This is a genomic window from Zobellia sp. B3R18 (assembly GCF_018860715.1).
GTDB lineage: Bacteria > Bacteroidota > Bacteroidia > Flavobacteriales > Flavobacteriaceae > Zobellia > Zobellia russellii.
The window spans coordinates 135,131-161,489 of record NZ_JAHKQG010000005.1; the positions used below are offsets into that span (position 1 = coordinate 135,131).

Sequence of the window (26,359 nt, forward strand, 5' to 3'; positions counted from 1 at the left end):
GTAAATTAATTTATAAATACAAAACAGTTTCATGACAAGTTTAAGGAATTATTTTTTACAAGGAGCCCTCTTATTATTGGTGTTATCCGGCTGTAAATCAAAGGAAGAAAAAGCGGCAGTTCCAGATGAAAGTCCAAAGCAACCCAATATTGTTTTTATCTATATGGATGATTTGGGGTACGGAGACCTTAGCTCATACGGTGCAACGGAATTAAACACACCAAATATTGATGCTCTAGCGGAAGGCGGAGTTCAATTTACTAATGGGTATGCTACTTCGGCTACGTGTACACCAAGTCGTTACGCCATCCTTACCGGTAGATACCCTTGGAGAAATAAGGACGCCAAGATACTTCCGGGCACAGCTCCTTTAATTATTAGTACGGATCAGCTTACCGTTCCTAAAATGCTTAAGGAAAAAGGTTATTATACGGGTATTGTAGGAAAGTGGCACTTAGGCTTAGGCAACGGAAACGTAAATTGGAACGAGAGAGTATCTCCAGGGCCTAACGAAGTTGGTTTTGATTACTCTTATATTCTTGCGGCAACACAAGACAGGGTACCAACCGTATATATTGATAACGGAAATGTAGACGGTCTTGATCCTAACGATCCTATAGAAGTTGATTACAAAAAGAACTTTGAGGGTGAACCTACAGGATTGGATAATCCGGAGTTGACAACTATGAAATGGCACCATGGCCATAACAATAGTATTGTAAACGGTATTCCGCGTATTGGATATATGAAAGGTGGCGAGGCCGCTAAATGGAAGGATGTGGAAATGGCGGATCACTTTTTGGTAAAAGCACAGGAATATGTAACCGCTCATAAAGACGAGCCTTTCTTCTTGTATTATGCCTTGCAACAGCCACACGTACCGCGTACACCTCACCCACGTTTTGTTGGAAAATCCGGAATGGGCCCTCGTGGCGATGTTATTCTTGAAGCGGATTGGGTTGTAGGCGAATTCATAAAAACTTTGGAGAACCAAGGTCTTTTGGAAAATACACTTATTGTTTTCTCTAGTGATAATGGCCCTGTAGTAAACGATGGGTACTATGATGATTCCGAAGAAAAATTGGGTAAACATACACCGGCAGGTGCTTTACGCGGTGGTAAATACAGTTTGTTCGAGGCGGGTACACGTGTTCCATTTATCACATATTGGAAAGGCAAGATTGCTCCTGCCAAATCAGATGCTTTGGTTTGTCAAGTAGATTTACTTACTTCTATTGCGGCATTGGTGGGAAGCGATAAAAAAGGTGAGGATAGTGAGAACCTTTTAGGTGCATTCTTGGGCGAAACTAAAGAAGCAAGAACTGAATTGGTATTGGAAGCAGGTTCTAGAACGGCCCTTAGAAAAGGAGATTGGGCTATGATACCACCATATAAGGGAGCTGCTATAAATAAGCAGGTTAATATAGAATTGGGTAATGATAGTGAATACCAATTGTATAATGTTAAAGAAGATATTAGTCAGACGAAAAACCTTGCTAAAGAAAACCCGGAAAAACTTCAAGAATTAATTGCCGATTATGAGGCGATTAGAGGTACTTCTGATGTTGAGATCAAGGAGTTGGAATTAAAATAGAGTAAAAAGTTGAGGTGGGATGTTTTAATTATTTTACAAAATAATTCTTTCTGACACACTTAATTATTAACCGCTTCAAAGGTGATAGGAGTTCATTATGAGCCTGTTATGTTTGAGGCGGTTTTATTTTTTTCTTTTTTATTTAAAAAATTAATTGGATATTTGAACCATCATGAAGTTATAGAAATTATGTTCCGTATAGATGTCACCAGGTTATATGCCTAAGGTTAATCGAACTTTCTTCGTTCGGTTTTGACATGCTCTTCCTTTTATCAACATAATTTCATTTCAAATGCCACATTTAAATAGAATCACTTTTAAAAGACTGTTTCAGTACTTTATAGTTGCCGTAACCGGTAAAGAAACAGAATTCACTTCAGGAAGCATCCGGAAAGCCATTTTTATGCTCTCCATCCCCATGATTTTAGAGATGATGATGGAGTCCATTTTTGCTATTGTAGATATCGCTTATGTATCGCAGGTAAGTGTAAATGCCGTTGCTACTATCGGTCTTACGGAATCTGTGGTAACGTTAGTCTACGCTGTTGCTATAGGGCTCAGTATGGCGGCAACGGCCATTGTAGCTCGCCGTATAGGGGCAAAGGATATAAAAGGAGCCCAAGAAGCGGCCGTACAGGCAATAGCTTTGGGTGTTTTGGTTTCCTTGCTTGTTGGCGTGTTCGGATTTTTATATGCCAAGGACATTTTAGCGCTAATGGGAGCGGAACCTGATTTGATTGCCGAAGGGTATAGGTATACCCAACTTTTACTTGGCGGTAACATTACCATTTTGCTTTTGTTCCTGATCAACGCAATTTTTAGGGGAGCGGGAGACGCTTCCGTTGCTATGTGGGCCTTGGTACTTTCCAACGGACTCAATATTATTCTGGATCCTATTTTTATTTTCGGATGGGGACCCATTCCGAAGTACGGAGTAACAGGTGCTGCTATAGCAACGAACATAGGTCGCGGAACGGCCGTTTTATTTCAACTAGCGGTTTTGTTCTTTGGGTGGAGCCGTATTAAGATTGGCTTTAAGGATATGGTCATCCGTTTTAATGTAATGCTTAATTTAGTCAAGGTTTCCCTAGGAGGTATAGCTCAATTTCTTATTGGTACTTCTAGTTGGGTGTTTTTAATGCGCATGATGTCCGAGTTTGGTAGTGAGGTACTGGCAGGATATACGATTGCCATCCGTGTTATGCTTTTTACGTTAATGCCTTCTTGGGGTATGAGCAATGCCGCAGCAACTTTGGTAGGGCAGAACTTGGGCGCCCAGCAGCCGGAACGAGCCGAAACTTCAGTTTGGAAAACGGGGAAGTACAACGCCTATTTTATGGGGGTGGTATCCTTAATTTACCTATTCTTCGCCTATGATATTGTAGGTTGGTTCAATACTAATGAGGTTGTAATCCAAAACGGTGGGCTGTGTCTACAAATTATTGCTATTGGCTATATATTCTATGCGTACGGAATGGTTGTAACTCAAGCTTTTAACGGAGCTGGGGATACGGGTACACCCACAAAAATTAATCTTATTGCGTTTTGGTTGTTTCAGTTGCCGTTTGCTTACTTGGCTGCCATAACTTTTAATTTAGGCGCTATGGGCGTGTTTATTGCTATTACTGCAGCGGAGGTGCTTTTGGCCGTGATTTCTATGGTCTGGTTTAAAAAAGGAAACTGGAAAAAGGTGAGTGTCTAATAGGCTTTTTGTAACTTTAGCTTTCTAAACTTTTTAAATTATGGAGCAGAAAAAAATAGGGTTAAATACTATTTGTACCCATGTAGGCGAAGTAAAGGATGAGCAATTTAAAGGTGCTGTTTCGCCTCTTTATATGAGCAGTTCGTATGCTTTTGAGGATGTAGATGTTAAACGGTACCCTAGATACTTTAATACACCAAACCAAGAGGCTTTGTGTAGAAAAATAGCTGCTCTGGAACATACTGAAGCGGGACTTATTTTTGGAAGCGGAATGGCGGCTATTACCACTTCGTTAATGACTTTTTTAAGAGCGGGAGACCATATTGTTTTGCAACAGGTTTTGTACGGAGGTACATATAATCTAATTGTAGAGGAGTTTGAAAAATTTGGGATAGAATATTCGTTCACCGAAGGTTGGCGCCCAGAGGATTTTGAGCAAAAGATTAGATCCAATACTAAGGTGATTTATATTGAAACACCTTCAAATCCGCTATTGACTATAACCGATATGGATGCCATTGCGAGGCTGGCCAAAAAGCACGGATTGGTTTCCATGATTGATAATACATTTGCTAGTCCTGTTAATCAGAATCCTATAGATTTTGGTATTGACATCGTTATACATAGTGCAACCAAATATATGGGAGGTCATTCCGATATTTTGGCAGGTGCAGTAGCATCAACGGAAGAAAACATCGATAAGATTTTTGGTCTAGCCAAGAATTTTGGTGGAAGCCTTAGTGATTATACCGTCTGGTTGCTCGAAAGAAGTTTAAAGACTATGGGGTTGCGGGTTAAGGCACAAAACGAGAATGCGCAACGTATGGCCGAATATCTAGAGGGTAGTAACGCGGTTACCAAAGTGTATTACCCAGGGCTAAAGAGCCATCCTGATCATGAATTGGCAAAAGCACAAATGAACGGTTTTGGTGGAATGTTGTCTTTTGAATTGCATGAAGATTATGATGCGGCCCAATTTCAGAAAGAATTACAGCTTATAAAACCTTCAATGAGTTTGGCAGGGGTAGAGAGTACTGTCCTTTCGCCAACCAAGACATCGCACGCACTTTTAAGTGCCGAAGAAAGGGCTAAGCAGGGTATTTTAGATGGATTAATTCGCTTTTCGGTGGGAATAGAAGAACCGGAAGACCTCGTTGCCGATATAGAACAAGCATTGAAAAAAGTAAGGTTGACCAAAGTAGTAACGACTAGTTAATCTATACATAGCATAACTTTCAAAAATACATAATGAAATTAGATATATTAGCTTTTGGCGCTCACCCAGATGATGTAGAACTTGGCGCCGGAGCTACCATTGCCAAAGCCATAGCAAACGGCAAAAAAGTTGGTATCATAGATTTGACACGTGGGGAACTTGGTACACGGGGTTCCGCCGAGATTAGAGATAACGAGGCCGCTGCGGCTGCCAAAATTCTTGGAGTATCAGCACGGGAAAATTTAGGATTTGCAGACGGTTTCTTTGTAAACGATAGGGAACATCAGTTAGAAATCATTAAAATGGTGCGTAAATACCAACCGGATATTGTTTTGTGCAATGCAATTGATGATCGCCACATAGACCATGGAAAAGGAAGTAAGTTGGTAAGTGATGCTTGTTTTTTGAGCGGGCTGATAAAAATTGAAACCCAATTGGATGTTGATGGAGCAAATCAAACGCAATGGAGGCCCAAGGTAGTATACCATTATATTCAATGGAAGAACATAGAACCGGATTTTGTTGTGGATGTCTCTGAATTCATTACTAAGAAAACGGATGCTATTTTAGCATATTCCTCACAATTTCATGACCCCAAGAGTAAAGAACCGGAAACTCCTATAAGCAGTAAGAACTTTATTGATAGTGTAAATTACCGGGCTAGGGACCTAGGAAGGCTGGTAGGGGTAGAGTATGCAGAAGGCTTTACCACAGAGCGCTTTGTGGCTATAAAGAATATAGATGACCTAATTTAGGCCGTTTTTTGATATTTGTTCTTGGCCCTTGGTAAGGTAAAGTGAAAGGTACTTCCTTTACGTAATAAACTTTCCACCCATATGGTTCCGTTGTTTTTCTCTATCATTTCTTTACATAGGGATAATCCCAGACCTGTGCCTTTTTCATTGTTGGTACCGTAGGTGGTTAGGGTAGAGTTGTGGGAGAAAATTTTACCTATGGTTTCTTTGTTCATACCAATACCGGTATCGCGAATAGAAACTTGCCATTGATTTTTCTTTTCAATTGCGTTAATGGTAACCATGCCGTTTTCGGGAGTAAATTTTAGGGCGTTACTAATAAGGTTACGGATAACAATGTCTATTTGATTACCATCGGACCATGTAAGCGTTTTGGGTTCCAAGTGGTTTACTAGACGAATGGATTTATTTTTTGCTATTTCGGAAAGCAGGTCAATATTATCTCTTACTACGGTTTCCAGAGCGACTACCTCGGGTCTTGTTACGGCCCCGTTCATTTGGGTTTGCCCCCAGGTTAAGAGATTGTTAAGCGTAAATGATATGTGGTCTATATCATGTGAAAGTTTAGGCATAAAGCTCATAAACTCATTTTGCTCTATTTCTCCGTTTTTAAACAATTTAAGTAATCCTTGGAAAGCGGCAATTGGGCCACGTAGGTCATGTCCTATAATTGAAAATAACTTATCCTTGGTTCCGTTTATCTCATGCAGCTCAAGTTTACTTTGTTCAAGGTCTTCTGTTTTCTTCTGAAGCTCCAGGTTCAAATTCTTTTGAATTTTTTCACTTCTACCCACCAATAACGTAACTATAATAAAAATCAAAAGTATGCCTAAGGCTACATTAACGTAAGCCCTTTGCATATCTAATTGCTTCTCGTTTTCCTCAATGAGGTCGGCCTTTTGCTTTTCATGCTCCATTTTGGTTTTGAGCATAGTTAAACTTTTTTTGTTTTCGTTACGGGACAGCGTATCTGACAACGATTGGAATATTTCGTGGTATTTTAGAGCTTCTGTAAAGTTCTCTTTGTTCTTATTTATTTTGTAAAGTGTCTTTGCGCATTGTTGGGAGCCTTCCATATCTTTAATAGAATTGGAAATGTCATAGGCTTCTAACGCATACTTCTCGGACATATCATCCTTTTCTAAGCCTAAGTACGCTTGTGACATGCCGTTAAGTAATTCTATTTTGCCACGGGGATCCTGAATTTTTTCATGCAGCATTTCACTCTGCATATACCAGTATAACGCCCATTTGTATTTATTGTCCTTTAAATAGGTTTTGCCCTTTATAGCATAGGCATAGGCAAGCCATTCCATCTTTTTATTTTTTTCAAAAATGGCAATACTCGCATTGGCGTTGAACATGGCGTATTCCAATTCACCCATATCCGCGTAAATAGAGGCAATGTTACTCATGGTTTCTGCGGAGTAAATTTCATTCCCTATATCTTCGTTTATCTTCTTTACTTTTTTGTAGAACTCCAAAGCCTGGGTATAGTCTTTTTGCGAAGCATAGAGGTTAGCTACGTTCTCATTAAGTACAGACTGCATAAATTTGTTTTCGTTCTCATTCGCAATGTCTATACCCTCTAAATAATAAATTAACGATTTGGAATAGTTTCCAATATAACTAAACTGGGAGGCTAGGTTGTTTTGGGCCCTTAAGGTCAAATCTATATCCTTTCGGCTTTTACTCATGGCCAAGGCATTTTCAAAGTAACTTATACTTTTGGAATGGTTGCCCTTATCTGAATAGTAATTGCCTATTTCTACCAAAGCATAGTTTTCTCCTTTTTTATAGTGCGAAGACCTGCTGTAGGTCAAGGCAAGATTAGAAAGTAGCAAAAGACTATCCGAATTGTAGTACCGTAGTTCGTACGCCAGGTCGTTGAGTAAATTTATGTAAGTAGTATCCTTATTGGAAAAGTTGGGTGTTTTTCTTAAATCCTTAATGAGGGTGTGCAAGCTATCCTTCGTCTCTTGTTGTGAGTTTGCCTTTAATGTAGACAACACCAGTATACCAAAAAGCAAAATGCATAATTTGGATAGCCTTGAAGAGGTCAAAGAATGGGATTTGACGAAAAACATTTTAAAATTAATTATTCATCTAATGTATCTACATGATGTAGATATCTCTAATATTTGTTGTGAAACGCTAAAAATTGTGTGTTTTGACCTGATTACCTTGCATTTTGTCGATGTTTTTAAAGATTTTATTGAGGTTTAAGTATTCATTATCAGTTGCTTTGATACGATATCGTGATGCTTCAAGAAAATAACAGAAGTTTTATTTTGAAAGATTACATGAAAAAAAGTATCTTTGCCACCGCTTACAAATGGTGGTTGTAGCTCAGCTGGTTAGAGCGCTTGATTGTGGTTCAAGAGGTCGCCGGTTCGAAACCGGTCTTCCACCCCAAAACAAAAAGCCTTGTCAATTTTGACAGGGCTTTTTTGGTTTTATATATTATCTAAAATAGGGGTATAAAAAAACCTGTCGTAAAAGACAGGTTTTTCTAAATTTTAGAGGGTTATTTTGAAGCCTTATCTACCGTAACACGATCTTTACGGTTGGCTACTTCCCAAGCGGTATAAAAGACTAGACGCGTACGGTTTTCAAGAAGGTCATAATTAATCTTATCCGGTGTATCTCCTGGTCTATGGTAATCATCGTGCGTTCCATTGAAATAGAAAATAATAGGGATGTTGTTTTTGGCAAAGTTGTAGTGGTCACTTCTATAGTAAAAACGATTGGGGTCGTTTTCATCATTGTACGTATAATCCAATTCAATATTGGTGTACTTGCTGTTGACTTCCTCGGATAGCTCATGAAGTTCTGTACTGAGCTTATCGGAACCAATTAGGTAAATGTAGTTACGTTCTCCTGTACGTTTTGGGTCAATTCGCCCTATCATATCTATATTAAGATTGGCAACCGTATTTTCCAACGGAAAAATTGGGTCAATATCTGCGTAATATTGAGAGCCCAACAACCCTTTTTCCTCACCGGTTACATGTAGAAAAACTATAGAACGTTTAGGTCCTTGACCTGCGTCTACAGCCTTTTTAAATGCCTGTGCAATTTCTAAAAGGGCAACCGTTCCGGAACCGTCATCATCTGCGCCATTATTTATTTCTCCTTCCGGAGAAACTCCAATATGATCAAGGTGAGACGAAAGGACTACGTATTCATCCGGTTTTTCGGAACCTTTAATTACAGCCACTACGTTTTCGGACTTAATACCATTATTTTCACTTTTAACATCAACTACCAGCTTTTTAGTTATTTTCTGCGGCTTGTTATCAGACTGAATGTTGGAAAAAATAGCTTTGGCCAATTTGCCGTTAATAAGAAAATTAAAAAAGCCATCGGTGTCATCTTTGGCCAATTCCATTCTGCCACTATCGTTTCTTTTCATCCATTCAAACCTACTTTTAAAACGGGTAAAGTTGGTTTCATCATAATAAAGAATGCCCTTGGCGCCTTTAGATGTAGCTAGTTCCAAGCGCTTGCCTAGAGACTCGGACATGTTACTCCATATAGATTTCTCAGAGGTTCCGGATAATACATAGTTTCCATTGGCAGCAATGGGTTCTCCGGATTTAACCAAAACTACTTTTCCTTTTACATCAATATTTTTATAGTCGGAATAGCTGCCTTCCTCAATACCGTATCCCACATAAATAATGTTATCAAACGTGCCTTGTGCTTTGGAAAAAGTAAGGAAGTTTTCTCCCAGAGGATATGTCTTACCATCAACGGAAAGGGTTCCCTCTGGTAATTTACTAACCTCAAGCGGTACATTTTGAAAATAGTCCCCATCCTTCTTTGCAGCAGGAATCCCTAATTTTTCGTATTGTGCCTTTAAATATTCAACAGCTTTCTTTTGCCCTGGTTTTCCGGTCTCCCTTCCTTCAAATTCATCGGAGGCATAGGTGTACAAATGTTCTTTTAATTCGCTTTCAGTAATGGTCTCCGCAAAGGTTTCAGGAGTATTGGTAGGTGCAGTAACAGTGTTCTTATCTCCCTCGGAAACCGTAGTTTGTGATGAGTTGCAGGCCATTGCCATTCCTATAGCAAGAATAATGAGTTTTTTCATATTGTGTGAGTTAGCTTTCAAAGTTTCCAAAATTAACGAAAACAATTAGAACAGTTCTCTTGGCCAAGCAATAATTATGTTTGATGATTCTTTGGTTTTTTAGTTAACTTGCTTTTGGTTTTATTGAAAAATCCAACACCTTTATACCTATGAAAATCGTAAAATTGTTAATTGCTTGTGGCTTGGCCAGTACTATTAACCTTTCTTGTAACCAAACTAAAAAAGAAAAAATGAGCGCATCCGTCCCAGAAACACCAATTACCAAATATGACAAGCATATTAATCCAGACGATTTTACCACAACAATAGAAGGAGATTCCGTAAAATTCTTTGTTCTGTCCAACGCCAACGGTATGGAGGTTACTTTTACAAATTACGGGCAGCGTTTGGTTTCGTTATATGTTCCGGATAAGAACGGTGAGTTTAAAGATGTGGTTTTAGGTTTTGATAACTTGGAGGATTATAGAGCGAAAAAAAACTACTACGGTGCTGTTATTGGAAGATATGGGAACCGCATAGCAAAGGGAAAATTTACTTTAGATGGAACAACGTACGATTTGGCCATTAACAATAATGAAAATCATCTTCACGGAGGGTTGGTAGGTTTTGAAAGTGTAGTTTGGAAGGTAGAGGAGCAAACCGATAATTCCATTAGCTTTAGTCGTACCTCTCCGGATATGGAAGAAGGTTATCCCGGAAATCTTGAAGTTAAAGTGAACTATATTTTAACGGATGAGAATGCGTTGCAAATAAGCTACGAAGCCAAAACGGATAAGCCTACGTATTTGAATTTAACAAACCACTCATTCTTTAATTTAAAAGGAGAGGGAGAAGGCACGGTTAATGACCACGAGGTATTATTGAATGCAGAAAAATTTACACCGGTAGATAGCGGTTTGATTCCAACAGGCGAATTACAGGATGTTGCAGGAACTCCTTTTGATTTTAGAAAGCCAAAACCAATAGGTAAAGATATAGAAGAGGACTTTGAGCAGTTAAAATTAGGCAACGGTTACGACCATAATTTTGTCCTTAATGAAGTACCCAAGAATCGTGAGGGTTTAACTTTTGCCGCTAGGGTTGTGGAGCCTGCTAGTGGCCGTACTTTAGAGGTGTATACATCCGAACCTGGGGTGCAGTTTTACGGAGGTAATTTCTTAGACGGCTCGGATACGGGTAAAAGTGGAAAGGCCTATGTACGCAGAGGTTCTTTCTGTTTAGAAACACAACATTTTCCAGACTCGCCAAACCACCCGGAGTTTCCTAGTACCCGTTTGAATCCGGGTGAAACGTACACATCTTATTGTACTTACGAGTTTGGGGTTACTCAGAATTAGAAAGTATTTCCTCTAGTTGCCCTTCTTTTGATGGTTGGCATATCTAGAGGGAATTACTTTTTTCAATTTTTTAAACTGTCTGTTAAAATTGGAAATAGAAGTGAATCCAGATTGTTCGGAGATTTCTAAAATAGAAAGTTCACTGTCATACCGGTTTAACAATTGGCAAGCGTGTTCTATTCGTAGCTCTATTAAAAATTGAAAAAACGTTTTATTGGTGTGTTGTTTAAAGAATTTGCAAAAGGCATTTGGGGTCATGTGAACCTTTGTTGAAATAGTGTTCAGATCAATATTATCTTGAAAATGGGTTACTACGTAGTCAAAAATGGTTTGCATGCGTTGGCCTTGCATACTGCCCAATTTCTTTGATGAATTAAAATTGGTTAATGGCCTCTTATCAGCATGGGCAAGGTTTTTTAATAAGCCGAAAAACGCAATAAAACGATCAAGTTTGTCCAACTGGGGAAGTAGGTTCATGGTCGTGGCTATAGGAGTTACGCTTCCCGTAACTTTAAACCCCTCATTTATAAAACCTAAAAAGGGTTGCAATTCTTCCAGATCGGGCAATGTAAAAAACGATGTGCCAAAAGTCTCTTCTGTAAAAAAAAGCGAAATTTTATGTGCCAGTTCATCGGTTTTATCGTTTTTGAACAAATGTGGGGTATGGGGACCTATGGCAAAGAAATTTCCATCTTCAAAGGGATGTACACTATCTCCTATAATTAGTTTTCCTTTTCCTTTTACAATTAATGTAAACTGAATTTCTGCATGCTGGTGCAGTTTATTGTAAAATATCATTTCGCGATCCACCTGAACTATTAAATTCTGGTGCAGGGGTTTTGGCACTTGAAATGGGTGAACTTTCATAAAAGTGATTATGCGTATTTAATTCAGTATATATGCACTCAGAGATATAATCGGATAATATAATATAATTTTCTGATAAAATGCTCTAATTAACACGAGTGATCTTCTGTTAATTTTGCTGGTGTAATGTTAAATATGGTCAAATGAAATTCGAATGGAAAGGTGTAATGCCAGCAGTTACCACAAAGTTTAATCAAGATGATACGCTTGATCTAAAGATGTTCCGTAAAAATATAGAGGCTCAGGTAGAAGCCGGTGTACATGGTATAGTATTGGGAGGATCGCTTGGTGAAGCCAGCACATTGACCGCAGAAGAGAAAAAGGTACTTATCAAAGAAACAATCCAAATTGTAGAAGGCAAGATTCCCGTTATTATGACCATTGCGGAACAGGCTACAACTATGGCACTGCAGGCCGTTAAAGATGCCCAGGAGAGTGGTGCAAACGGATTGATGATTTTACCGCCCATGCGCTATAAATCTACAGATTACGAAACTGTTGAATACTTTAAGGAAATAGCAAGAAGTACAGAGCTTCCTATTATGATTTACAACAATCCCGTAGACTATAAGATTGAAGTAACGGTAAGCATGTTCAAAGAACTATTAAAGTTAAAGAACATTACCGCTGTAAAAGAGTCTACTAGGGATATCATCAATATTGGAAGATTACGCAACGCATTTGGCAAAGACCTTAGTATTCTAACAGGTGTCGATCCGCTAGCACTTGAAAGTCTTCTTATAGGTGCCGATGGTTGGGTTGCAGGTTTGGTATGTGCCTTTCCTGCAGAAACTGTTGCTATTTATGAATTGGCAAAAGCTGGTTATACTAAAGAAGCAACTGAAATTTACAGATGGTTCTTACCTTTGTTGGAGCTAGATATAAGCCCACAATTGGTTCAGAATATTAAGTTGGCCGAAGTTGCTACAGGCATTGGTACGGAGACTGTTAGAAAGCCTAGGCTTCCTTTGCAAGGTAAAGAACGGGAAAGGGTCTTACAGGTCATAGATACCGGATTAAAAAATAGACCGGTTTTACCGGATTATAAAAACCTAACTGCTTTAAACAAAGAGTTGGTCTAGCACGGAACAGTCTAGAATTTGTTCGTGAAAGTTTTATAATTGGCGAAGATTTAAGCGGATTGGGATAATTTTTATCAGCAAAGTCTTTGGTGAAAATTCTTGGTGCTTCAACTCAAATATAGTAGTTTCAAGGCGATTGGTAAGACCTTTAAAACAAAAGAATGATTACAGGAAAAAACTACATAGGAAATCAACTTTCAGCTAATGAAAGTAACACATATAAGACCTTTGACCCTAAATTGAATCTGGAGACGGAATGGAGTTTTTATGAGGCTACAAAGGAAGAGATTGATGCCGCTGTGCAGAAAGCTCATGAAGCCTTTCTGAATTACAAAAACTTCTCTGGAGTTAAAAAAGCTCAATTTTTGGAGGCTATCGCCGAAGAAATAGAAGCATTGGGAGATGAACTTATTAAAACCTATTGCAAAGAATCGGGTCTTCCAGAAGGAAGGGCTATTGGCGAACGTGGCCGTACCATGGGGCAATTAAAAGCATTTGCCCAGTTGTTAAAAGAGGGCTCTTGGGTAGAGGCAACTATGGACACGGCCCAACCGGAAAGGAAACCGTTACCAAAAATAGACTTACGTAAAATGCTGCTGCCCATAGGGCCAATAGCGGTCTTTGGTTCCAGTAATTTTCCTCTGGCATTTTCAACCGCAGGTGGTGATACAGCGAGTGCACTGGCTTCCGGTTGCCCGGTAATCGTAAAGAGTCACCCTATGCACGCAGGTACGGGAGAGTTGGTTTCTTCCGCCATCATAAAGGCCGCGGAACGCACGGATATGCCGGATGGCGTTTTTTCCAACTTAAATAGTAGCGGTATAGAAGTCGGTCAGCAGTTGGTACTTCATCCAAAAATCAAAGGTGTGGGTTTTACAGGCAGTATAAAAGGAGGTACGGCCCTTTATAAATTAGCGAATGAACGTAAAGAACCTATTCCCGTTTTTGCGGAAATGGGCAGTATAAATCCTGTTTTGGCTCTTCCTTCCGCATTACGTGAGAAGGGATTGGATTGGGCCAGACAATATGCCGGTTCCGTAATGTTGGGGGCAGGTCAGTTTTGTACCAATCCGGGTTTGATCCTTGGTATAAAAAGTACTTCTTTAGATGTCTTTACAAATGCGCTGGGAGAGGAAATTGAAAAATTGGAACCTACCTGCATGTTGCACCCAAGTATTCACAGCAATTATGAAAAAGGGAAAAAGGAGCTTTCCTCTCAAGGAGGTGCCGATGTTGTTGCGGATTATAAAAGCTCAGTAGCTCCTAATTATGCACAACAGAAGGTACTAACGGTTAACGGGGCCAATTTTTTAAAGAACCCTAAGTTACATCAAGAAGTATTCGGTCCATTTTCTATTGTGGTTAGATGTGCCGATGCCAAGGAGTTGAAACATGTCTTAGATTGTCTGGAAGGACAATTAACCGGTACCGTACTTGGTAACGCTGATGAGTTGAAAATTTATAGGGCTGTTGTAGACGCTTTGCAAGGTAGGGTAGGAAGGCTGATATTCAATGGGGTTCCAACGGGTGTGGAAGTTTGTCCCTCCATGCAGCATGGCGGACCATTTCCGGCAAGTACCGATAGCCGATTTACATCGGTTGGGGTGTCTGCCATTAAGCGCTGGGTAAGACCGGTCTCTTTTCAGAATTGGCCACAGGAGGAATTACCGGAGGCCTTACAGAATAGCAATCCACTTTCTATCATGAGAATTGTGGATAGTGAGCATACCAATAGGAAAATAGAATAGGGTCAACAACGTCAGGAGAATAATTGTTGAGTTATGGCAACACATATTTTTAGGTGTATAGATGCTCATACCTGTGGAAATCCCGTTAGGGTGGTTGCAGAGGGCGGACCTAATCTCGTAGGGGTTTCCATGAGTGAAAAGCGCCAACACTTTTTAAAGGAATATGATTGGATTCGGAAAGGGCTTATGTTTGAGCCTCGAGGGCATGACATGATGAGCGGTAGCATCTTTTATCAACCAGAAAATCCTGAAAATGATTTTGGTATTCTTTTTATAGAAACGAGTGGTTGTTTGCCCATGTGCGGTCATGGTACTATTGGGGCCATTACCATTGGTATAGAAGAGGGCTTGCTTAAACCCGAGACCCCTGGGAAAATTCGGATGGAAACTCCCGCAGGTCTTGTAATGATAGATTATCAACAAACAGGAAAGAAGGTAGATTGGGTAAAGTTGACCAACGTTAAATCCTACTTAGCCGCTACCGAATTAACGGTTGAGAGTTCTGTTTTAGGCGAATTGGTTTTTGATGTCTCTTATGGAGGAAATTTTTATGCCATAATTGACCCTCAGAAAAATTTTTCGGGCATTCAGGATTTTACCGCAGGCAAGCTGGTTCAGTTGAGCCATGAGATTCGGGAGCGAATTAATTCAAAATACTCAAACAATTTTGTCCACCCAGATGATGAAACCATTAATGGAGTGAGCCACATTTTGTGGACAGGCGATGTTATATCTCCTGCTGCTACCGCAAGAAATGCTGTTTTTTATGGGAATAAAGCAATAGATCGATCTCCCTGTGGCACAGGAACTTCTGCTAGAATGGCGCAATGGTATTCCAAAGGAAAATTAAAGGTAGGAGAGGAGTTTATCCATGAGAGTTTTATAGGTTCTCAATTTGTAGGAAGGGTAGAACAGGAGACTGTCCTTGGCAACCGGAAAGCTATTGTTCCAAGTATTCAAGGATGGGCCAGAGTGTATGGGCAGAACACTATTACCATAGACGATGATGACCCATACGCACACGGGTTTCAAGTTATTTAATACGTTAAAAAGAGAAGTGAGAAAAAAAATAATCATAATAGGGGGAGGAATAATTGGGCTTAGTACAGCTTATTTTCTGCAGAAAGAAGGGCACGAAGTTACTATTATAGAGAAATCAGATATAACCTCAGGAGCTTCCTTCGTGAATGCGGGATATATTACCCCTAGTCACATAATTCCTTTGGCATCACCTGGTATGATTGCTAAGGGCATCAAGATGATGTTCAATTCGGCCAATCCGTTTTACATGAAACCTCGTTGGGATATGGAGTTCTTCAAATGGTCTTGGTATTTTCATAAATCGTCTACTAAGGAAAAGGTAGCGCGGGCAATTCCTGTAATTAAGGATATTAATATTATTAGTAGAGAATTGTTTGAAGACATAAAAAACTCCGGTGATTTGGGCGATTTTCAATTAGAACGAAAAGGTCTATTGATGCTCTATAAAACTAAGGAGGCTTACCTTCATGAGAAAGAAGTAGCGAACAAAGCCAGTTTTTTAGGTTTGGAAGTTAAGGAATTAGACCAAAAGCAATTGGCGAGACTTGAACCAGAGGTTGCAATTGATGCCCAAGGTGCCATTCATTATGAATGTGATGGACACACAACACCTACCCAATTTATGCCCAAAATGTTGGATTACCTTAAAAATGTTGGTGTGGATGTACGTTTAAACGAGGAGGTAACCGACATGAAGGTAAAGAGCAACCGTGTTCATGAGGTTATAACGTCTAAAGGAACCTATACTCCAGAAGAGGTGATAATTGCGGCAGGTTCATGGAGTGGGAACGTTTCTAAAAAATTAAACCTGAATATACCATTACAAGGAGGAAAAGGGTACAGTATAAACGTTGCCAGACCTACGGGAATAACTATTCCTGCTATTCTCATGGAGTCTAAAATGGCGGTAACCCCAATGAATGGTTTTACCCGCTTTGCCGGAACTATGGAGTTCTCTGGGTTAAATAATTTGGTAAGAAATGAAAGAGTAATGGCTATCGCAAATGGAGCTAAAAAATACTATCCTACGGTAGATATCAATGCCAATGAAATAGCGAACGTAAAAACAGGATTACGTCCAGTTTCTCCAGACGGACTCCCTTATATAGGAAGGTCATCTAAGCTTTCAAATTTAACCTTGGCCACGGGACATGCCATGATGGGGTGGAGCTTAGGGCCTGCAACTGGCAAATTGGTTGCTGAGATTATTGACCACAAAAAAACATCTATGGAAATCGATGCTTTTTCTCCGGATAGAAGGTTTTAAAAAGTGTAACACACAAAAAGCAATTTTAACACAAAAGAATCGGAAAACGTAACCTTTGTTACTGGCTAAAAAGTAGTTTGCGTTGTATCTTTGCAATGTAAAACTACACACTATGGATGTAGAGATTCTTTCCCGTATTCAATTCGCTTTTACAATTGCTTTTCATTATATCTATCCGCCTTTAAGTATAGGTATAGGTTTAATTATGGTAGTCTTTGAGAGCCTGTATATCAAGACTAAAAACAAAGAATACCATACTCTTGCCAAATTTTGGACTAAAATATTCTCGCTCACCTTTGGTATTGGTGTGGTTACAGGTATTGTAATGGAGTTTGAGTTTGGTACCAATTGGGCAGTTTACTCTAGATACGTTGGCGATATTTTTGGCAGCGCTTTGGCGGCGGAAGGCATTTTTGCATTTGCGTTGGAAAGTGGATTTCTGGGCGTGCTGCTTTTTGGTTGGAACAGGGTAAAACCTTGGGTGCACTTGGTGGCTACCATTGGTGTGTTCTTGGGGTCTATGTTCTCGGCTATATGGATTGTAGTGGCCAACAGTTGGCAACAGACTCCTGCGGGATATCATATTGTGGGAGAAGGGCTTGAAGCTAGGGCGGAAATAACGGATTTTTGGGCTATGGTTTTTAACCCATCAAGTGTAGACCGTATTCTTCATGTGTGGCTGGGTGCGTTTCTGGCCGGTACGTTTTTGATTCTCAGCGTTCACGCATATTATATTTTAAAAGGACGATTTGTTCATATCTCCAAAAAAGCGTTTAAAATGACACTTGTGGTGGCAACAATTTTTTCTTTGGGCCAATTGGTTACCGGGCATAGCTCCGCTGATGGTGTGGCTGTAAATCAACCGGCAAAATTGGCTACCATGGAAGGTCATTTTGAAGCATCGGCACCGGCAGATATGTATCTCTTTGGATGGGTAGATAAAGAGGAACAAAAAGTAACGGGATTAAAAATTCCCGGAGGACTATCTTTTTTACTGGATTATGACTTTAATGCGCCCGTTACAGGATTAAATGCCTTTGCAGAAGAGGATAGACCTTCGCAAATTAATGCCGTGTTTCAATTTTACCATATCATGGTGAGCATAGGTATGTTTCTTATTTTGGTGACCCTTTATGCATGTTTTTTATGGTGGCGCGGTAAACTTTTTGAAAAAAGGTGGTTGTTATGGATATTTGTATTTACGGCTCTTTTGCCTCAAATAGCCAATCAGGTAGGGTGGTTTACGGCAGAAATGGGTAGGCAACCTTGGGTGGTATATGGACTTTTACGTACGTCCGAGGCCTTCTCACAAGCGGTTACGGCAAATCAGGTATTGTTTTCCTTAATTCTGTTTATGTTGGTCTACACACTTTTATTTTTATTGTTCGTGTATTTGTTGAACAAAAAGATAAAACATGGCCCTTATGATGATAGTGATGAGGATGACCGTCCGTTGACAAAAGAGATTACCCAAGTAGTAACAGGAAATTAAAATAGCATGGAGACTTTTCTAGGACTTGATTATCCCACATGGTGGTTTTTGGTAGTAGGTGGATTGTTTTCCGGTTATGCCATTCTTGATGGGTTTGATTTTGGTGCCGGGGCATGGCACTTATTTTTTAAAAAGGAAAAAAGTAGAAGAATAGCATTAAATGCCGTAGGCCCTGTTTGGGATGGTAACGAGGTTTGGTTGGTTATTGGTGGAGGAGCTCTTTTTGCTGGTTTTCCGGTAATGTACGCTACGCTTTTTTCTTCTCTATATATTCCATTTATGTTGTTTTTGGTCTGCATTATCTTTCGGGCCATTTCAATTGAATTTAGGGGGAAGGAAGAAATGAAATGGTGGCGTAAAACTTGGGATATTGGCTATAGCGTTTCCAGTATTCTTTTGGCTTTTTTATTAGGTGTGGTTTTAGGTAATGTTCTTCAAGGAATTGCCATAGGCCCCGATTATCAGTACCAGGGGGCAGGTTTTTTTGAGTTTTTAAATCCGTATGCCATTTTAACGGGAATTACTACCCTATCACTTTTTATGGCCCATGGTGCTATCTATTTACTTTTAAAAACAGAAGGAAGGTTGTTTGCCAAGCTTACATTTCTTCTAAAGAAGGGTATGATTTTCTTTATGGTAAGCTTTGCGATAACAACGCTTTACACCTTACTTTATATACCCCATTTATCGGATGCTTTTAGAAGCGATCCGTTTCTTTTTATCGTTCCCTTAGCTACGTTTTTAAGTATAGCCAATGTACCCAGACTAGCCAATAAGCGCAATTACAAATTGGCGTTTTTCTTCTCTTCGTTAACGATAAGTTTTATGTTGATTCTCGTGGCCATAGAACTCTATCCAACGCTATTGTTTTCTACTTTGGCAGCAGAACATAGCATAGACATCTACAACGCAGCAGCATCGACAAAATCGTTAAAAATTATGTTGACCATGGTGGCCATTGGAGGTCCGTTGGTTTTGGGCTATACCTTTTTTGTTTATAGAACGTTTAGGGGTAAAGTTCAATTGGATGAAACCAGTTATTGATACTTGGCTATTTTCTTTCGATAAGGTCCCAAAGGTTTCCATATAGGTCTTTAAAGACTACCACAGTGCCGTAGGGCTCTTCACGCGGGTTTTCATTAAACTTAACGCCCTGTTCTTTCATACGCCGGTAATCACGCCAAAAATCGTCCGTATGGAGAAATAGAAATACACGCCCGCCACTTTGGTTCCCGATGGCTTTTTTTTGCTTATCATTTGCAGCTTCGGCAAGTAGAAGGGATAGGCCGTTAAGGCTTGGAGGTGAAACGGTAACCCATCGCTTGTTGGCGTCTAATTGAATGTCATCTACAAGTTTAAAGCCTAATTTTTGTGTATAGAAGGCAATGGCTTCATCATAATTTTTTACAACAAGAGTTACTTGAGCTATAGCTTGATTCATATGAATTCTTTAAAATTTGTTTGTTTAATCGTGTTCCATTCTTCTTTTAGGATTCCGTAACAACAAGAACTCCTTCTAAAGTCACTTTTGGTAATGACATTCTTTCTAAGTATACCCTCTAGAGTGGCTCCCAGCTTTTCTACGGCCTTTCTAGAACGAACATTTCTTTCATCAATCCGGAATTCTACCTTCTCAAAATCCATCTGTTCAAAAGCATGGCTTAGCATTAGAAATTTCATTTGATGATTTAAGCCCGTACCACGAGAATCCACCGAAATCCATGTCCACCCTATATGGAGCACTTTGTTCTTTTGGTCAATATTCCCAAATCTTGTGCTTCCTATGCATTCGTTAGTGGTCTTATTGAAAATAGCAAAAGGAATGGACTTTTCCTGCTGCGCTTCGTTTAATGCGGTTTTGATATATGCTTTCAACTTTTCTTCTGTGGAAACATCGTTTGAACCGTATTGGTATAAATCTACTTGTTGGGCAACGGGCCAAAGTAGTTCGTGATGTGTTTGCTTTAACGGAGTGAGTCTTAGCAATTGGTTTTCTAATATAATATTCGTGTTCATTGTATTAGATTTAGGATGAGTTCTTTTTTTACTTCATGACCACCTTCAAAGAAGATTTGTTCCGCTTCACCCTTAAATAGTTGGTTTATTTTTTTGATTTCAGATGCTTGTTTTTCTTCGGTCAAATATTCATCGGCATTACCGACCAGGGTTGTGACTTTAGTATGGTTTTCCATTAGAAAATCAAAATTGGAGGCTTCCAGTTCCGTGGGAATTCCGCCTGCATATAAAACCAAATGGTTGCATGCTATTTTTCTGCTGGCAACCCATCGTGTTGCAATAGAAACACCTTGAGAATACCCGAGAACAATTAAATTGCAACTTTTGGGAATGGACAAGGCGCTATAAACAGCGTCTAAATAGGAAAGTACATTTTGAGTTTCTTGCTCCGTATCTTCTTTGGTAAGCCAACTGGCGCCTACATGTCTAAATTTGTTATTCAGGTAATATTTAGAGGGTGCTTGTGGGGCAATTATATAGTTCTCTTGTGGAGGCAATTCGTCAAAATACCTTAAAAAATATCGACTTAAATAGCCAATGCCATGTAAAACTATCCAAACGTTTTTAGTTTGGTCTGTTAGTGAATTTAGGGTAGCGTAGCTATTTGTTGTGGTGTAGGACACCGTGTTTTCAGAATAATCCATAGAATAAAATCTCTATAAAAGTAATGGCTTTTATTGTAGTGGTAATGCTTAATTTTGACAAAAATAGATGATATGGACGGCTACAAAGAAAAAATACTAAAGGTTTGTAATGAATCTTCTAAGAATACACTTATGGAGACCTTACAGATAGAATATGTAGATGTAGGTGAGGATTTTTTAGTGGGAAAAATGCCAGTAAATTCGCGAGTGCACCAACCGGATGGTGTTTTGCACGGGGGGGCTATGGTAGCTTTGGCCGAAAGTATTGGGAGTATGGCTTCCTATATTTTTTTGGATGCACAACAATTTGCTATCCGCGGAATAGAAATTTCGGCAAACCACGTAAAAAGTGTGCGAGATGGATATGTTTATGCAAAAGCGACCATTTTACACAAAGGAAGAACTACACAGCTTTGGGATATTAAGATAAGCAACGAAGAAGGGAAATTGGTTTCCTATTGCAAACTCACTACTATTGCTTTAGCTAAGAAAAATTAATGCCTTTGGATTTTTTTGATAAAATTGACGCTCACCTGGCGAAAAAATTACCATTTGTAGCTTACCGTAAACCTAACGAAAAGAGAATTACCGCTATTTTCCAACAGGATGACGCCGTACAGTATTTAAATGATTATACGGAAACAGGTTTTGTTTTTGCTCCTTTTGATTCCAGTTCGCCTACCATTTTGTTGCGATTGGACGAAGTGTCACAACTTGCCAATTTTGAAGGTGAGGAAATGCTAAATCCAGATTTGAGCGAGGTAGTAGTAAATCCTGAGGAAAGAGCCTTTCATTTGAATTTGGTTGAAAAGGGAATAGCTAAAGTAGCGCAGGGGGATTTTGATAAGGTGGTGCTTTCAAGGCGCTTGCAACAGAAAGTAAATACATCTTCCCTGGCTTTGTTCAAGTCACTTTTAACACAGTATAGAACAGCATTTTGTTATCTATGGTATCACCCCAAAGTAGGCATGTGGCTTGGGGCTACCCCAGAAATTCTATTAACTATGCGTAATAGAAAATTAACAACCATGTCATTGGCCGGAACGCAGAGTTATGCTGGTAACGCTAACCCCAATTGGGGCAATAAAGAATTGGAAGAGCAGCAGCTGGTTACGGAGTATATTCTTAATGCATTAGAGGGTAAAGTGACTGACTTGGAACGAACGCCAACGGAGTCTGTAAGAGCGGGTTCACTATTGCATCTTCGCACTAAAATATCAGGGACTACCAAACAAGAAAATCTTGGAGAAGTTATAAAGGTACTACACCCAACGCCCGCGGTTTGTGGTATGCCTAAAGAGAAAACAAAAGCATTTATAATAGCCGAGGAAAACTATGACCGTGAATTCTATACCGGTTTTTTGGGTGAATTGAATTTTAAGATGGAAAGGAACAGAAATAACCGGCCTAGGAACACGGAAAATAACGTGTATCGTTCCATTTCCAAAACCACCACACTCTTTGTAAATCTGCGCTGTATGCAAATAAATGAGGATAAAGTAAATATATATGTTGGCGGAGGTATAACCAAAGATTCAAACCCGGAAAAAGAATGGGACGAAACGGTAGCCAAGAGCAAAACCATGCTTAAAGTTATAAAGGGTGTAGTGTAATTTAAACAAGATTGGTTTAAGAAATAAACCGTTGTATTTTTGTAGTTCATGAGATACTCTAGCATACCCTCCGCTCAATTGGTAGTGCAACACTGCAAGGCGAAACAGATAAAGAACATTGTAATTTCTCCAGGGTCAAGAAATGCCCCTTTGACCATTGATTTTAGTGAAGACCCTTATTTTAAGTGTTTCAGTATTGTAGATGAGCGCAGTGCCGCCTTTTTTGCATTGGGAATATCCCAACAATTACACGAGCCCGTTGCCGTAGTATGTACTTCAGGAAGTGCATTATTGAACTACTATCCTGCCGTTGCCGAGGCATTTTATAGCGGAATACCTTTGGTGGTCATTTCTGCAGATCGCCCGGTCTATAAGATAGATGTGGGAGATGGGCAGACCATTAGACAGGATAATGTTTTTGACAGACACATTGGCTATTCGGCCAATTTAAAACAAGATGTATCTCATGCAGTGCATAGGGTTAAGAAATACATGCCTGAGTGGTTGTCCGGAAAAGACAATGATTTGGCGCAGCAAGAAATCCTAAAATACAATAATAGCGAGCTTAACAGTGTATTGAATGTAACGCTTCAATTGAAATTACCAGTGCATATTAATGTGCCTTTTGAAGAGCCTCTTTATGATACGATTACAGAACCTTCCGTTGTGGCTCAAATTGTTTCGGAAACGGGCATGGATGTTAGTCCTGCTATCGATTTTAAGGCTTACGCCGATATGTGGAATGCTTCGGAACAAAAGATGGTGCTTGTTGGTGTCAACCCACCAAATGTGGTAGAGCAAGCATTTTTAGATGTATTGGCAACAGACCCATCCGTGGTAGTTTTAACGGAAACCACATCCAACCTTCACCATCCTAATTTTTTTGCCAGTATAGATAGTATAGTGGCTCCAATTGAAAAAAGCGACCAAAAAGAAGTATTGTTCCAAAATTTACGACCACAAATATTGCTAACCTTTGGTGGTCTTGTAGTTTCCAAAAAGATAAAAGCATTTTTGCGGGAATGCACACCGGAGCATCATTGGCATGTAGATGAAGTTAAAGCGTTCAATACTTTTTTTTCCCTAACACATCATTTTAAAACCAATAGCAATCACTTTTTTAAGGCTTTTTTAGATTTAGTAAAACCGCAAAGCAGTGTGTATTTTGAATATTGGAACAAGAGGAGAGTACAATACGAGGCAAAAAGAAAAGAGTACATAGATCAGATTCCGTTTTCGGATATGTTAGCGTTTGATAGTATTTTGAAATCAATTCCATCAAATTATCAGGTGCAATTGGCAAATAGTTCAACGGTACGTTACGCCCAACTTTTTAATTTAGACTCTTCTTTGCAGATTTTTTGTAACCGGGGAACGAGTGGTATTGACGGAAGTACATCTACTGCTGTAGGTGCTGCTTATTATAGTAAAACCCCTACGTTATTGGTTACTGGCGATATAAGTTTTTTCTACGACAGCAATGGTCTTTGGAACAACTACCTTAGGCCGGATTTTAGGATAATAATTATAAATAATAACGGAGGGGGCATTTTTAGAATCCTACCGGGTCAAGAAGAAACCGAAAATTTTGCCACGTTCTTTGAAACTGCCCATGATAAAAATGCAGAACTTATAAGTCGCCAATTTGGGTTTGAATATATAGCGGTAAATGAGGTAACTAGTCTGAATAACAGGCTCAAAGATTTTTACGAACTATCGGACAAACCAAAAATTATGGAAGTCCATACGCCAAGATTTTTGAACAACAAAATTTTGCTCGGTTATTTTGATTTTATATCTTCGGAGTAATTAATATAAACCGTTAACATTTATCAACACTAACTATTATGAGTAAAAGAGACGATTTGATTGTAAAGTACGCAGAAGACATTAAAGAAAAGTTTGGAGAAACTCCTGACATGGATCTTCTGACAAAAGTGACTGTGGGCCTTGGTCCAGCAATCTATAATATCGATGCTTCTAAGGTTTCAGGTTCTGATGAAAAAGAATTGGAAACTGTTAAGAAAAACTATCTAATGAAAAAGTTAGGTATGTCAGATGACCCTAAATTAATGGAGGCTGTAAAGTCTGTTGTAGAAAAGTATGGTTCTTCAAACAGAAACAAGCACAGAGCAGTAATTTATTATATGCTTTGCAAGCACTTTAACAAAGCTTCTGTTTACTAGTAGACCTAGAAAACATAATTTTTTTAACCGTCCGCTTTTAAAGTGGACGGTTTTTTTTTACCCAATTTTTAAAGTTACTTTTGCACCATGATCGAACTGGGAAATTATAATGAGTTAGAGGTACTTAGGGATACTAGTGTGGGCCTCTTTTTAGGGAGTACCACTGGTACGGAAATACTCTTGCCAAATAAGTATGTGCCAAAGACAATAGATATTGGTGATATGATAAAGGTGTTCTGCTATTTGGACCATGAAGAAAGACCTATTGCCACCACATTGACTCCTAGTGTTATAAGAAACAAGTTTGGATTTCTACAAGTAGCGGAAGTAAACAAGATAGGGGCTTTCATGGATTGGGGCCTAGAAAAACATTTGCTTGTGCCCTTTAGTGAGCAAAGGGATAAGATGAAAGAAGGACAGTGGTACGTGGTACGCTGTTATATGGACGAAGTTTCTTTTCGTCTGGTGGGGTCCAATAAAATTGATAAGTTTTTAAGTAATGACAAACTTACCGTTCGTGAACGGCAAGAGGTAGATTTACTTTTTACTAGATTAACGGATTTAGGTTGGGAAGTTATTATAAACGACCAACATAAAGGTCTGGTGTATTCCAATGAAATCTATAAGCATGTGGCCGTAGGTGATAGGACCAAGGGCTACATTAAAAATATTAGACCGGACAATAAACTAGATATTTCATTGCAGCCCATTGGAGAAAAACTTCTGGAACCTGCAGCAGAAGCTATCTATAAAAAGTTAATGGCTCATGGTGGATATTTGGCACTTCACGATAAATCCGATCCAGAACTTATTAAGCGGGAACTTCAAATGAGTAAAAAAACCTTTAAAAAAGGGGTAGGAACATTATATAGGGAACGAAAAATAGAAATTAAGGACGATGGTATACACGCTGTCTAATTGAAAATGAGGTTCTTTTGGATGCGTTACTAGGAATTAATCGATGAACGGTAAGTTTTTAACATCGCTATTAATTCGCTATACCACAGAATATGGTAATTTCGCAACATTCCGAGAGTGCATTTCATCGATCTTTCGGTATTTTGGTTAACTTTAACAGTGTAACCTCGAAAAAATAATTATATGCCATTTATAGAAGAAAGCGACTTACTAGAGTTGCACAAAGATATAGACAAGGCGCAGATAATTAATGAACGTCTTCTAGATCAAATCAAGTTTAAAAATAAGGAGATAAGAAAAAAGAAGTTGCAGCGTAACCTACTGGCCGGTGTAACGGGCTTATTCCTTATTGGGGCGTTGATTGTTTTTTCTTTCACGGCAGGAAGAAATGTTTCCAATAATTTTGAAAGTCCTAGTAACCTATTGGTTTCAATAGATAGTTTGGACGCAATTAAATCTAGGATAGACAACCTAAAGCAACAGAACGAGGAATTAAGTTTGGTAAGGGAATTCTATTTGGCCAAGGAGTTTTTGGAAAAGGAGAAAATATATTCCGTACAGATAAAATCGTTTGTAGATAACAATATTACGTTGGCTTCGGAAGCACTAACCAATACCATGTTCGTTAAGACCAATCCGTTTTACTCATATTCGCTAGGTAATTTTGAAACTTTGGAAGAAGCGCAGAAATTCCGTGAACAATTGGTAGATTTAGGGTTTCAAGACGCCTTTGTAGCATCTTACAAAGAAGGAAAACGAATTCAAATTGAATCTGCAGAATAATT

Annotated in this window: 23 protein-coding genes and 1 tRNA gene; 18 read left to right on the forward strand and 6 right to left on the reverse strand. The window is 39.1% G+C overall.

What is annotated here, in order from left to right; all coding sequences use genetic code 11:
* The first annotated feature begins 31 nt into the window (after window positions 1-31).
* The 4 genes from KO513_RS02940 to bshB1 all read left to right on the forward strand — a co-directional run bounded on the left by KO513_RS02940 (window position 32) and on the right by bshB1 (window position 5,267).
* On the forward strand, window positions 32-1,594 hold the full coding sequence (locus tag KO513_RS02940) for a sulfatase family protein (RefSeq protein WP_215912227.1): 1,563 nt from the start codon (window positions 32-34) through the stop codon (window positions 1,592-1,594).
* Between the two features lie 292 nt (window positions 1,595-1,886).
* Complete coding sequence (locus tag KO513_RS02945) at window positions 1,887-3,296, forward strand: MATE family efflux transporter (RefSeq protein WP_215912228.1); 1,410 nt, start codon at window positions 1,887-1,889, stop codon at window positions 3,294-3,296.
* 40 nt (window positions 3,297-3,336) lie between these two features.
* The gene (locus KO513_RS02950; protein ID WP_215912229.1) at window positions 3,337-4,512 is read left to right on the forward strand and encodes a trans-sulfuration enzyme family protein; all 1,176 of its coding nucleotides are present in this window, start codon (window positions 3,337-3,339) and stop codon (window positions 4,510-4,512) included.
* Between the two features lie 32 nt (window positions 4,513-4,544).
* Complete coding sequence (bshB1, locus tag KO513_RS02955; RefSeq protein ID WP_215912230.1) at window positions 4,545-5,267, forward strand: bacillithiol biosynthesis deacetylase BshB1; 723 nt, start codon at window positions 4,545-4,547, stop codon at window positions 5,265-5,267.
* Here the strand turns inward: bshB1 and KO513_RS02960 are convergent.
* Window positions 5,264-7,297, reverse strand: a complete 2,034-nt coding sequence (locus tag KO513_RS02960) for a tetratricopeptide repeat-containing sensor histidine kinase (RefSeq protein ID WP_252735656.1) — start codon at window positions 7,295-7,297, stop codon at window positions 5,264-5,266. The genes bshB1 and KO513_RS02960 overlap by 4 nt on opposite strands.
* 308 nt (window positions 7,298-7,605) lie before the next feature.
* Here KO513_RS02960 and KO513_RS02965 point away from each other — a divergent pair.
* Window positions 7,606-7,682, forward strand: a tRNA-His gene (locus tag KO513_RS02965).
* A 112-nt stretch (window positions 7,683-7,794) separates the two neighbouring features.
* On the opposite strand, the gene KO513_RS02970 is transcribed toward KO513_RS02965, so the two are convergent.
* Window positions 7,795-9,363 carry a M28 family peptidase gene (locus tag KO513_RS02970; RefSeq protein WP_215912232.1) on the reverse strand — a complete coding sequence of 523 codons (1,569 nt, stop codon included), beginning with the start codon at window positions 9,361-9,363 and terminating at the stop codon, window positions 7,795-7,797.
* A gap of 230 nt (window positions 9,364-9,593) precedes the next feature.
* Between KO513_RS02970 and KO513_RS02975 the strand changes: the two genes are divergently transcribed.
* Window positions 9,594-10,700 (forward strand): aldose epimerase family protein, encoded by a 1,107-nt coding sequence (locus KO513_RS02975; RefSeq protein ID WP_252735657.1) that lies wholly within the window; start codon window positions 9,594-9,596, stop codon window positions 10,698-10,700.
* Window positions 10,701-10,712: 12 nt separating this feature from the next.
* On the opposite strand, the gene KO513_RS02980 is transcribed toward KO513_RS02975, so the two are convergent.
* Window positions 10,713-11,567, reverse strand: coding sequence for an AraC family transcriptional regulator (locus KO513_RS02980; RefSeq protein WP_215912234.1), 855 nt, complete (start codon window positions 11,565-11,567; stop codon window positions 10,713-10,715).
* A gap of 143 nt (window positions 11,568-11,710) precedes the next feature.
* Between KO513_RS02980 and KO513_RS02985 the strand changes: the two genes are divergently transcribed.
* The 6 genes from KO513_RS02985 to cydB all read left to right on the forward strand — a co-directional run bounded on the left by KO513_RS02985 (window position 11,711) and on the right by cydB (window position 19,241).
* A complete protein-coding gene (locus tag KO513_RS02985; protein WP_215912235.1) occupies window positions 11,711-12,649 on the forward strand; it encodes a dihydrodipicolinate synthase family protein in 939 nt (312 codons plus the stop codon).
* A gap of 161 nt (window positions 12,650-12,810) precedes the next feature.
* On the forward strand, window positions 12,811-14,397 hold the full coding sequence (locus KO513_RS02990; RefSeq protein ID WP_215912236.1) for an aldehyde dehydrogenase (NADP(+)): 1,587 nt from the start codon (window positions 12,811-12,813) through the stop codon (window positions 14,395-14,397).
* 33 nt (window positions 14,398-14,430) lie between these two features.
* Window positions 14,431-15,438, forward strand: a complete 1,008-nt coding sequence (locus KO513_RS02995; protein WP_215912237.1) for a 4-hydroxyproline epimerase — start codon at window positions 14,431-14,433, stop codon at window positions 15,436-15,438.
* A 16-nt stretch (window positions 15,439-15,454) separates the two neighbouring features.
* On the forward strand, window positions 15,455-16,705 hold the full coding sequence (locus tag KO513_RS03000; RefSeq protein ID WP_215912238.1) for an NAD(P)/FAD-dependent oxidoreductase: 1,251 nt from the start codon (window positions 15,455-15,457) through the stop codon (window positions 16,703-16,705).
* Between the two features lie 112 nt (window positions 16,706-16,817).
* Window positions 16,818-18,197 carry a cytochrome ubiquinol oxidase subunit I gene (locus KO513_RS03005; RefSeq protein WP_215912239.1) on the forward strand — a complete coding sequence of 460 codons (1,380 nt, stop codon included), beginning with the start codon at window positions 16,818-16,820 and terminating at the stop codon, window positions 18,195-18,197.
* Window positions 18,198-18,203: 6 nt separating this feature from the next.
* Window positions 18,204-19,241 (forward strand): cytochrome d ubiquinol oxidase subunit II, encoded by a 1,038-nt coding sequence (gene cydB / locus KO513_RS03010; RefSeq protein WP_215912240.1) that lies wholly within the window; start codon window positions 18,204-18,206, stop codon window positions 19,239-19,241.
* 7 nt (window positions 19,242-19,248) lie between these two features.
* Here the strand turns inward: cydB and KO513_RS03015 are convergent, their stop codons facing one another.
* The 3 genes from KO513_RS03015 to KO513_RS03025 are packed head-to-tail and all read right to left on the reverse strand — an operon-like array spanning window position 19,249 to window position 20,857.
* Entirely contained in the window at window positions 19,249-19,638 is a 390-nt protein-coding gene (locus KO513_RS03015) for a VOC family protein (RefSeq protein WP_215912241.1), read from the reverse strand.
* On the reverse strand, window positions 19,635-20,213 hold the full coding sequence (locus KO513_RS03020) for a GNAT family N-acetyltransferase (RefSeq protein ID WP_215912242.1): 579 nt from the start codon (window positions 20,211-20,213) through the stop codon (window positions 19,635-19,637). Before KO513_RS03020 ends, KO513_RS03015 begins: the two co-directional genes overlap by 4 nt.
* Window positions 20,210-20,857: an alpha/beta hydrolase gene (locus tag KO513_RS03025; protein ID WP_215912243.1), complete on the reverse strand. Its 648-nt coding sequence runs from the start codon at window positions 20,855-20,857 to the stop codon at window positions 20,210-20,212. Before KO513_RS03025 ends, KO513_RS03020 begins: the two co-directional genes overlap by 4 nt.
* 72 nt (window positions 20,858-20,929) lie before the next feature.
* Between KO513_RS03025 and KO513_RS03030 the strand changes: the two genes are divergently transcribed.
* The 6 genes from KO513_RS03030 to KO513_RS03055 all read left to right on the forward strand — a co-directional run bounded on the left by KO513_RS03030 (window position 20,930) and on the right by KO513_RS03055 (window position 26,357).
* Window positions 20,930-21,355 (forward strand): PaaI family thioesterase, encoded by a 426-nt coding sequence (locus tag KO513_RS03030; protein ID WP_215912244.1) that lies wholly within the window; start codon window positions 20,930-20,932, stop codon window positions 21,353-21,355.
* A complete protein-coding gene (locus tag KO513_RS03035) occupies window positions 21,355-22,470 on the forward strand; it encodes a chorismate-binding protein (RefSeq protein ID WP_215912245.1) in 1,116 nt (371 codons plus the stop codon). The genes KO513_RS03030 and KO513_RS03035 overlap by 1 nt, the downstream gene beginning before the upstream one ends.
* A 48-nt stretch (window positions 22,471-22,518) precedes the next feature.
* Window positions 22,519-24,279 carry a 2-succinyl-5-enolpyruvyl-6-hydroxy-3-cyclohexene-1-carboxylic-acid synthase gene (gene menD, locus KO513_RS03040; RefSeq protein ID WP_215912246.1) on the forward strand — a complete coding sequence of 587 codons (1,761 nt, stop codon included), beginning with the start codon at window positions 22,519-22,521 and terminating at the stop codon, window positions 24,277-24,279.
* Window positions 24,280-24,317: 38 nt separating this feature from the next.
* A complete protein-coding gene (locus KO513_RS03045; protein ID WP_215440616.1) occupies window positions 24,318-24,656 on the forward strand; it encodes a DUF2853 family protein in 339 nt (112 codons plus the stop codon).
* 87 nt (window positions 24,657-24,743) lie between these two features.
* Entirely contained in the window at window positions 24,744-25,574 is an 831-nt protein-coding gene (locus tag KO513_RS03050) for a CvfB family protein (RefSeq protein WP_215440614.1), read from the forward strand.
* A gap of 183 nt (window positions 25,575-25,757) precedes the next feature.
* Entirely contained in the window at window positions 25,758-26,357 is a 600-nt protein-coding gene (locus KO513_RS03055; protein WP_215440612.1) for an SPOR domain-containing protein, read from the forward strand.
* The last annotated feature ends 2 nt before the right edge of the window (window positions 26,358-26,359 follow it).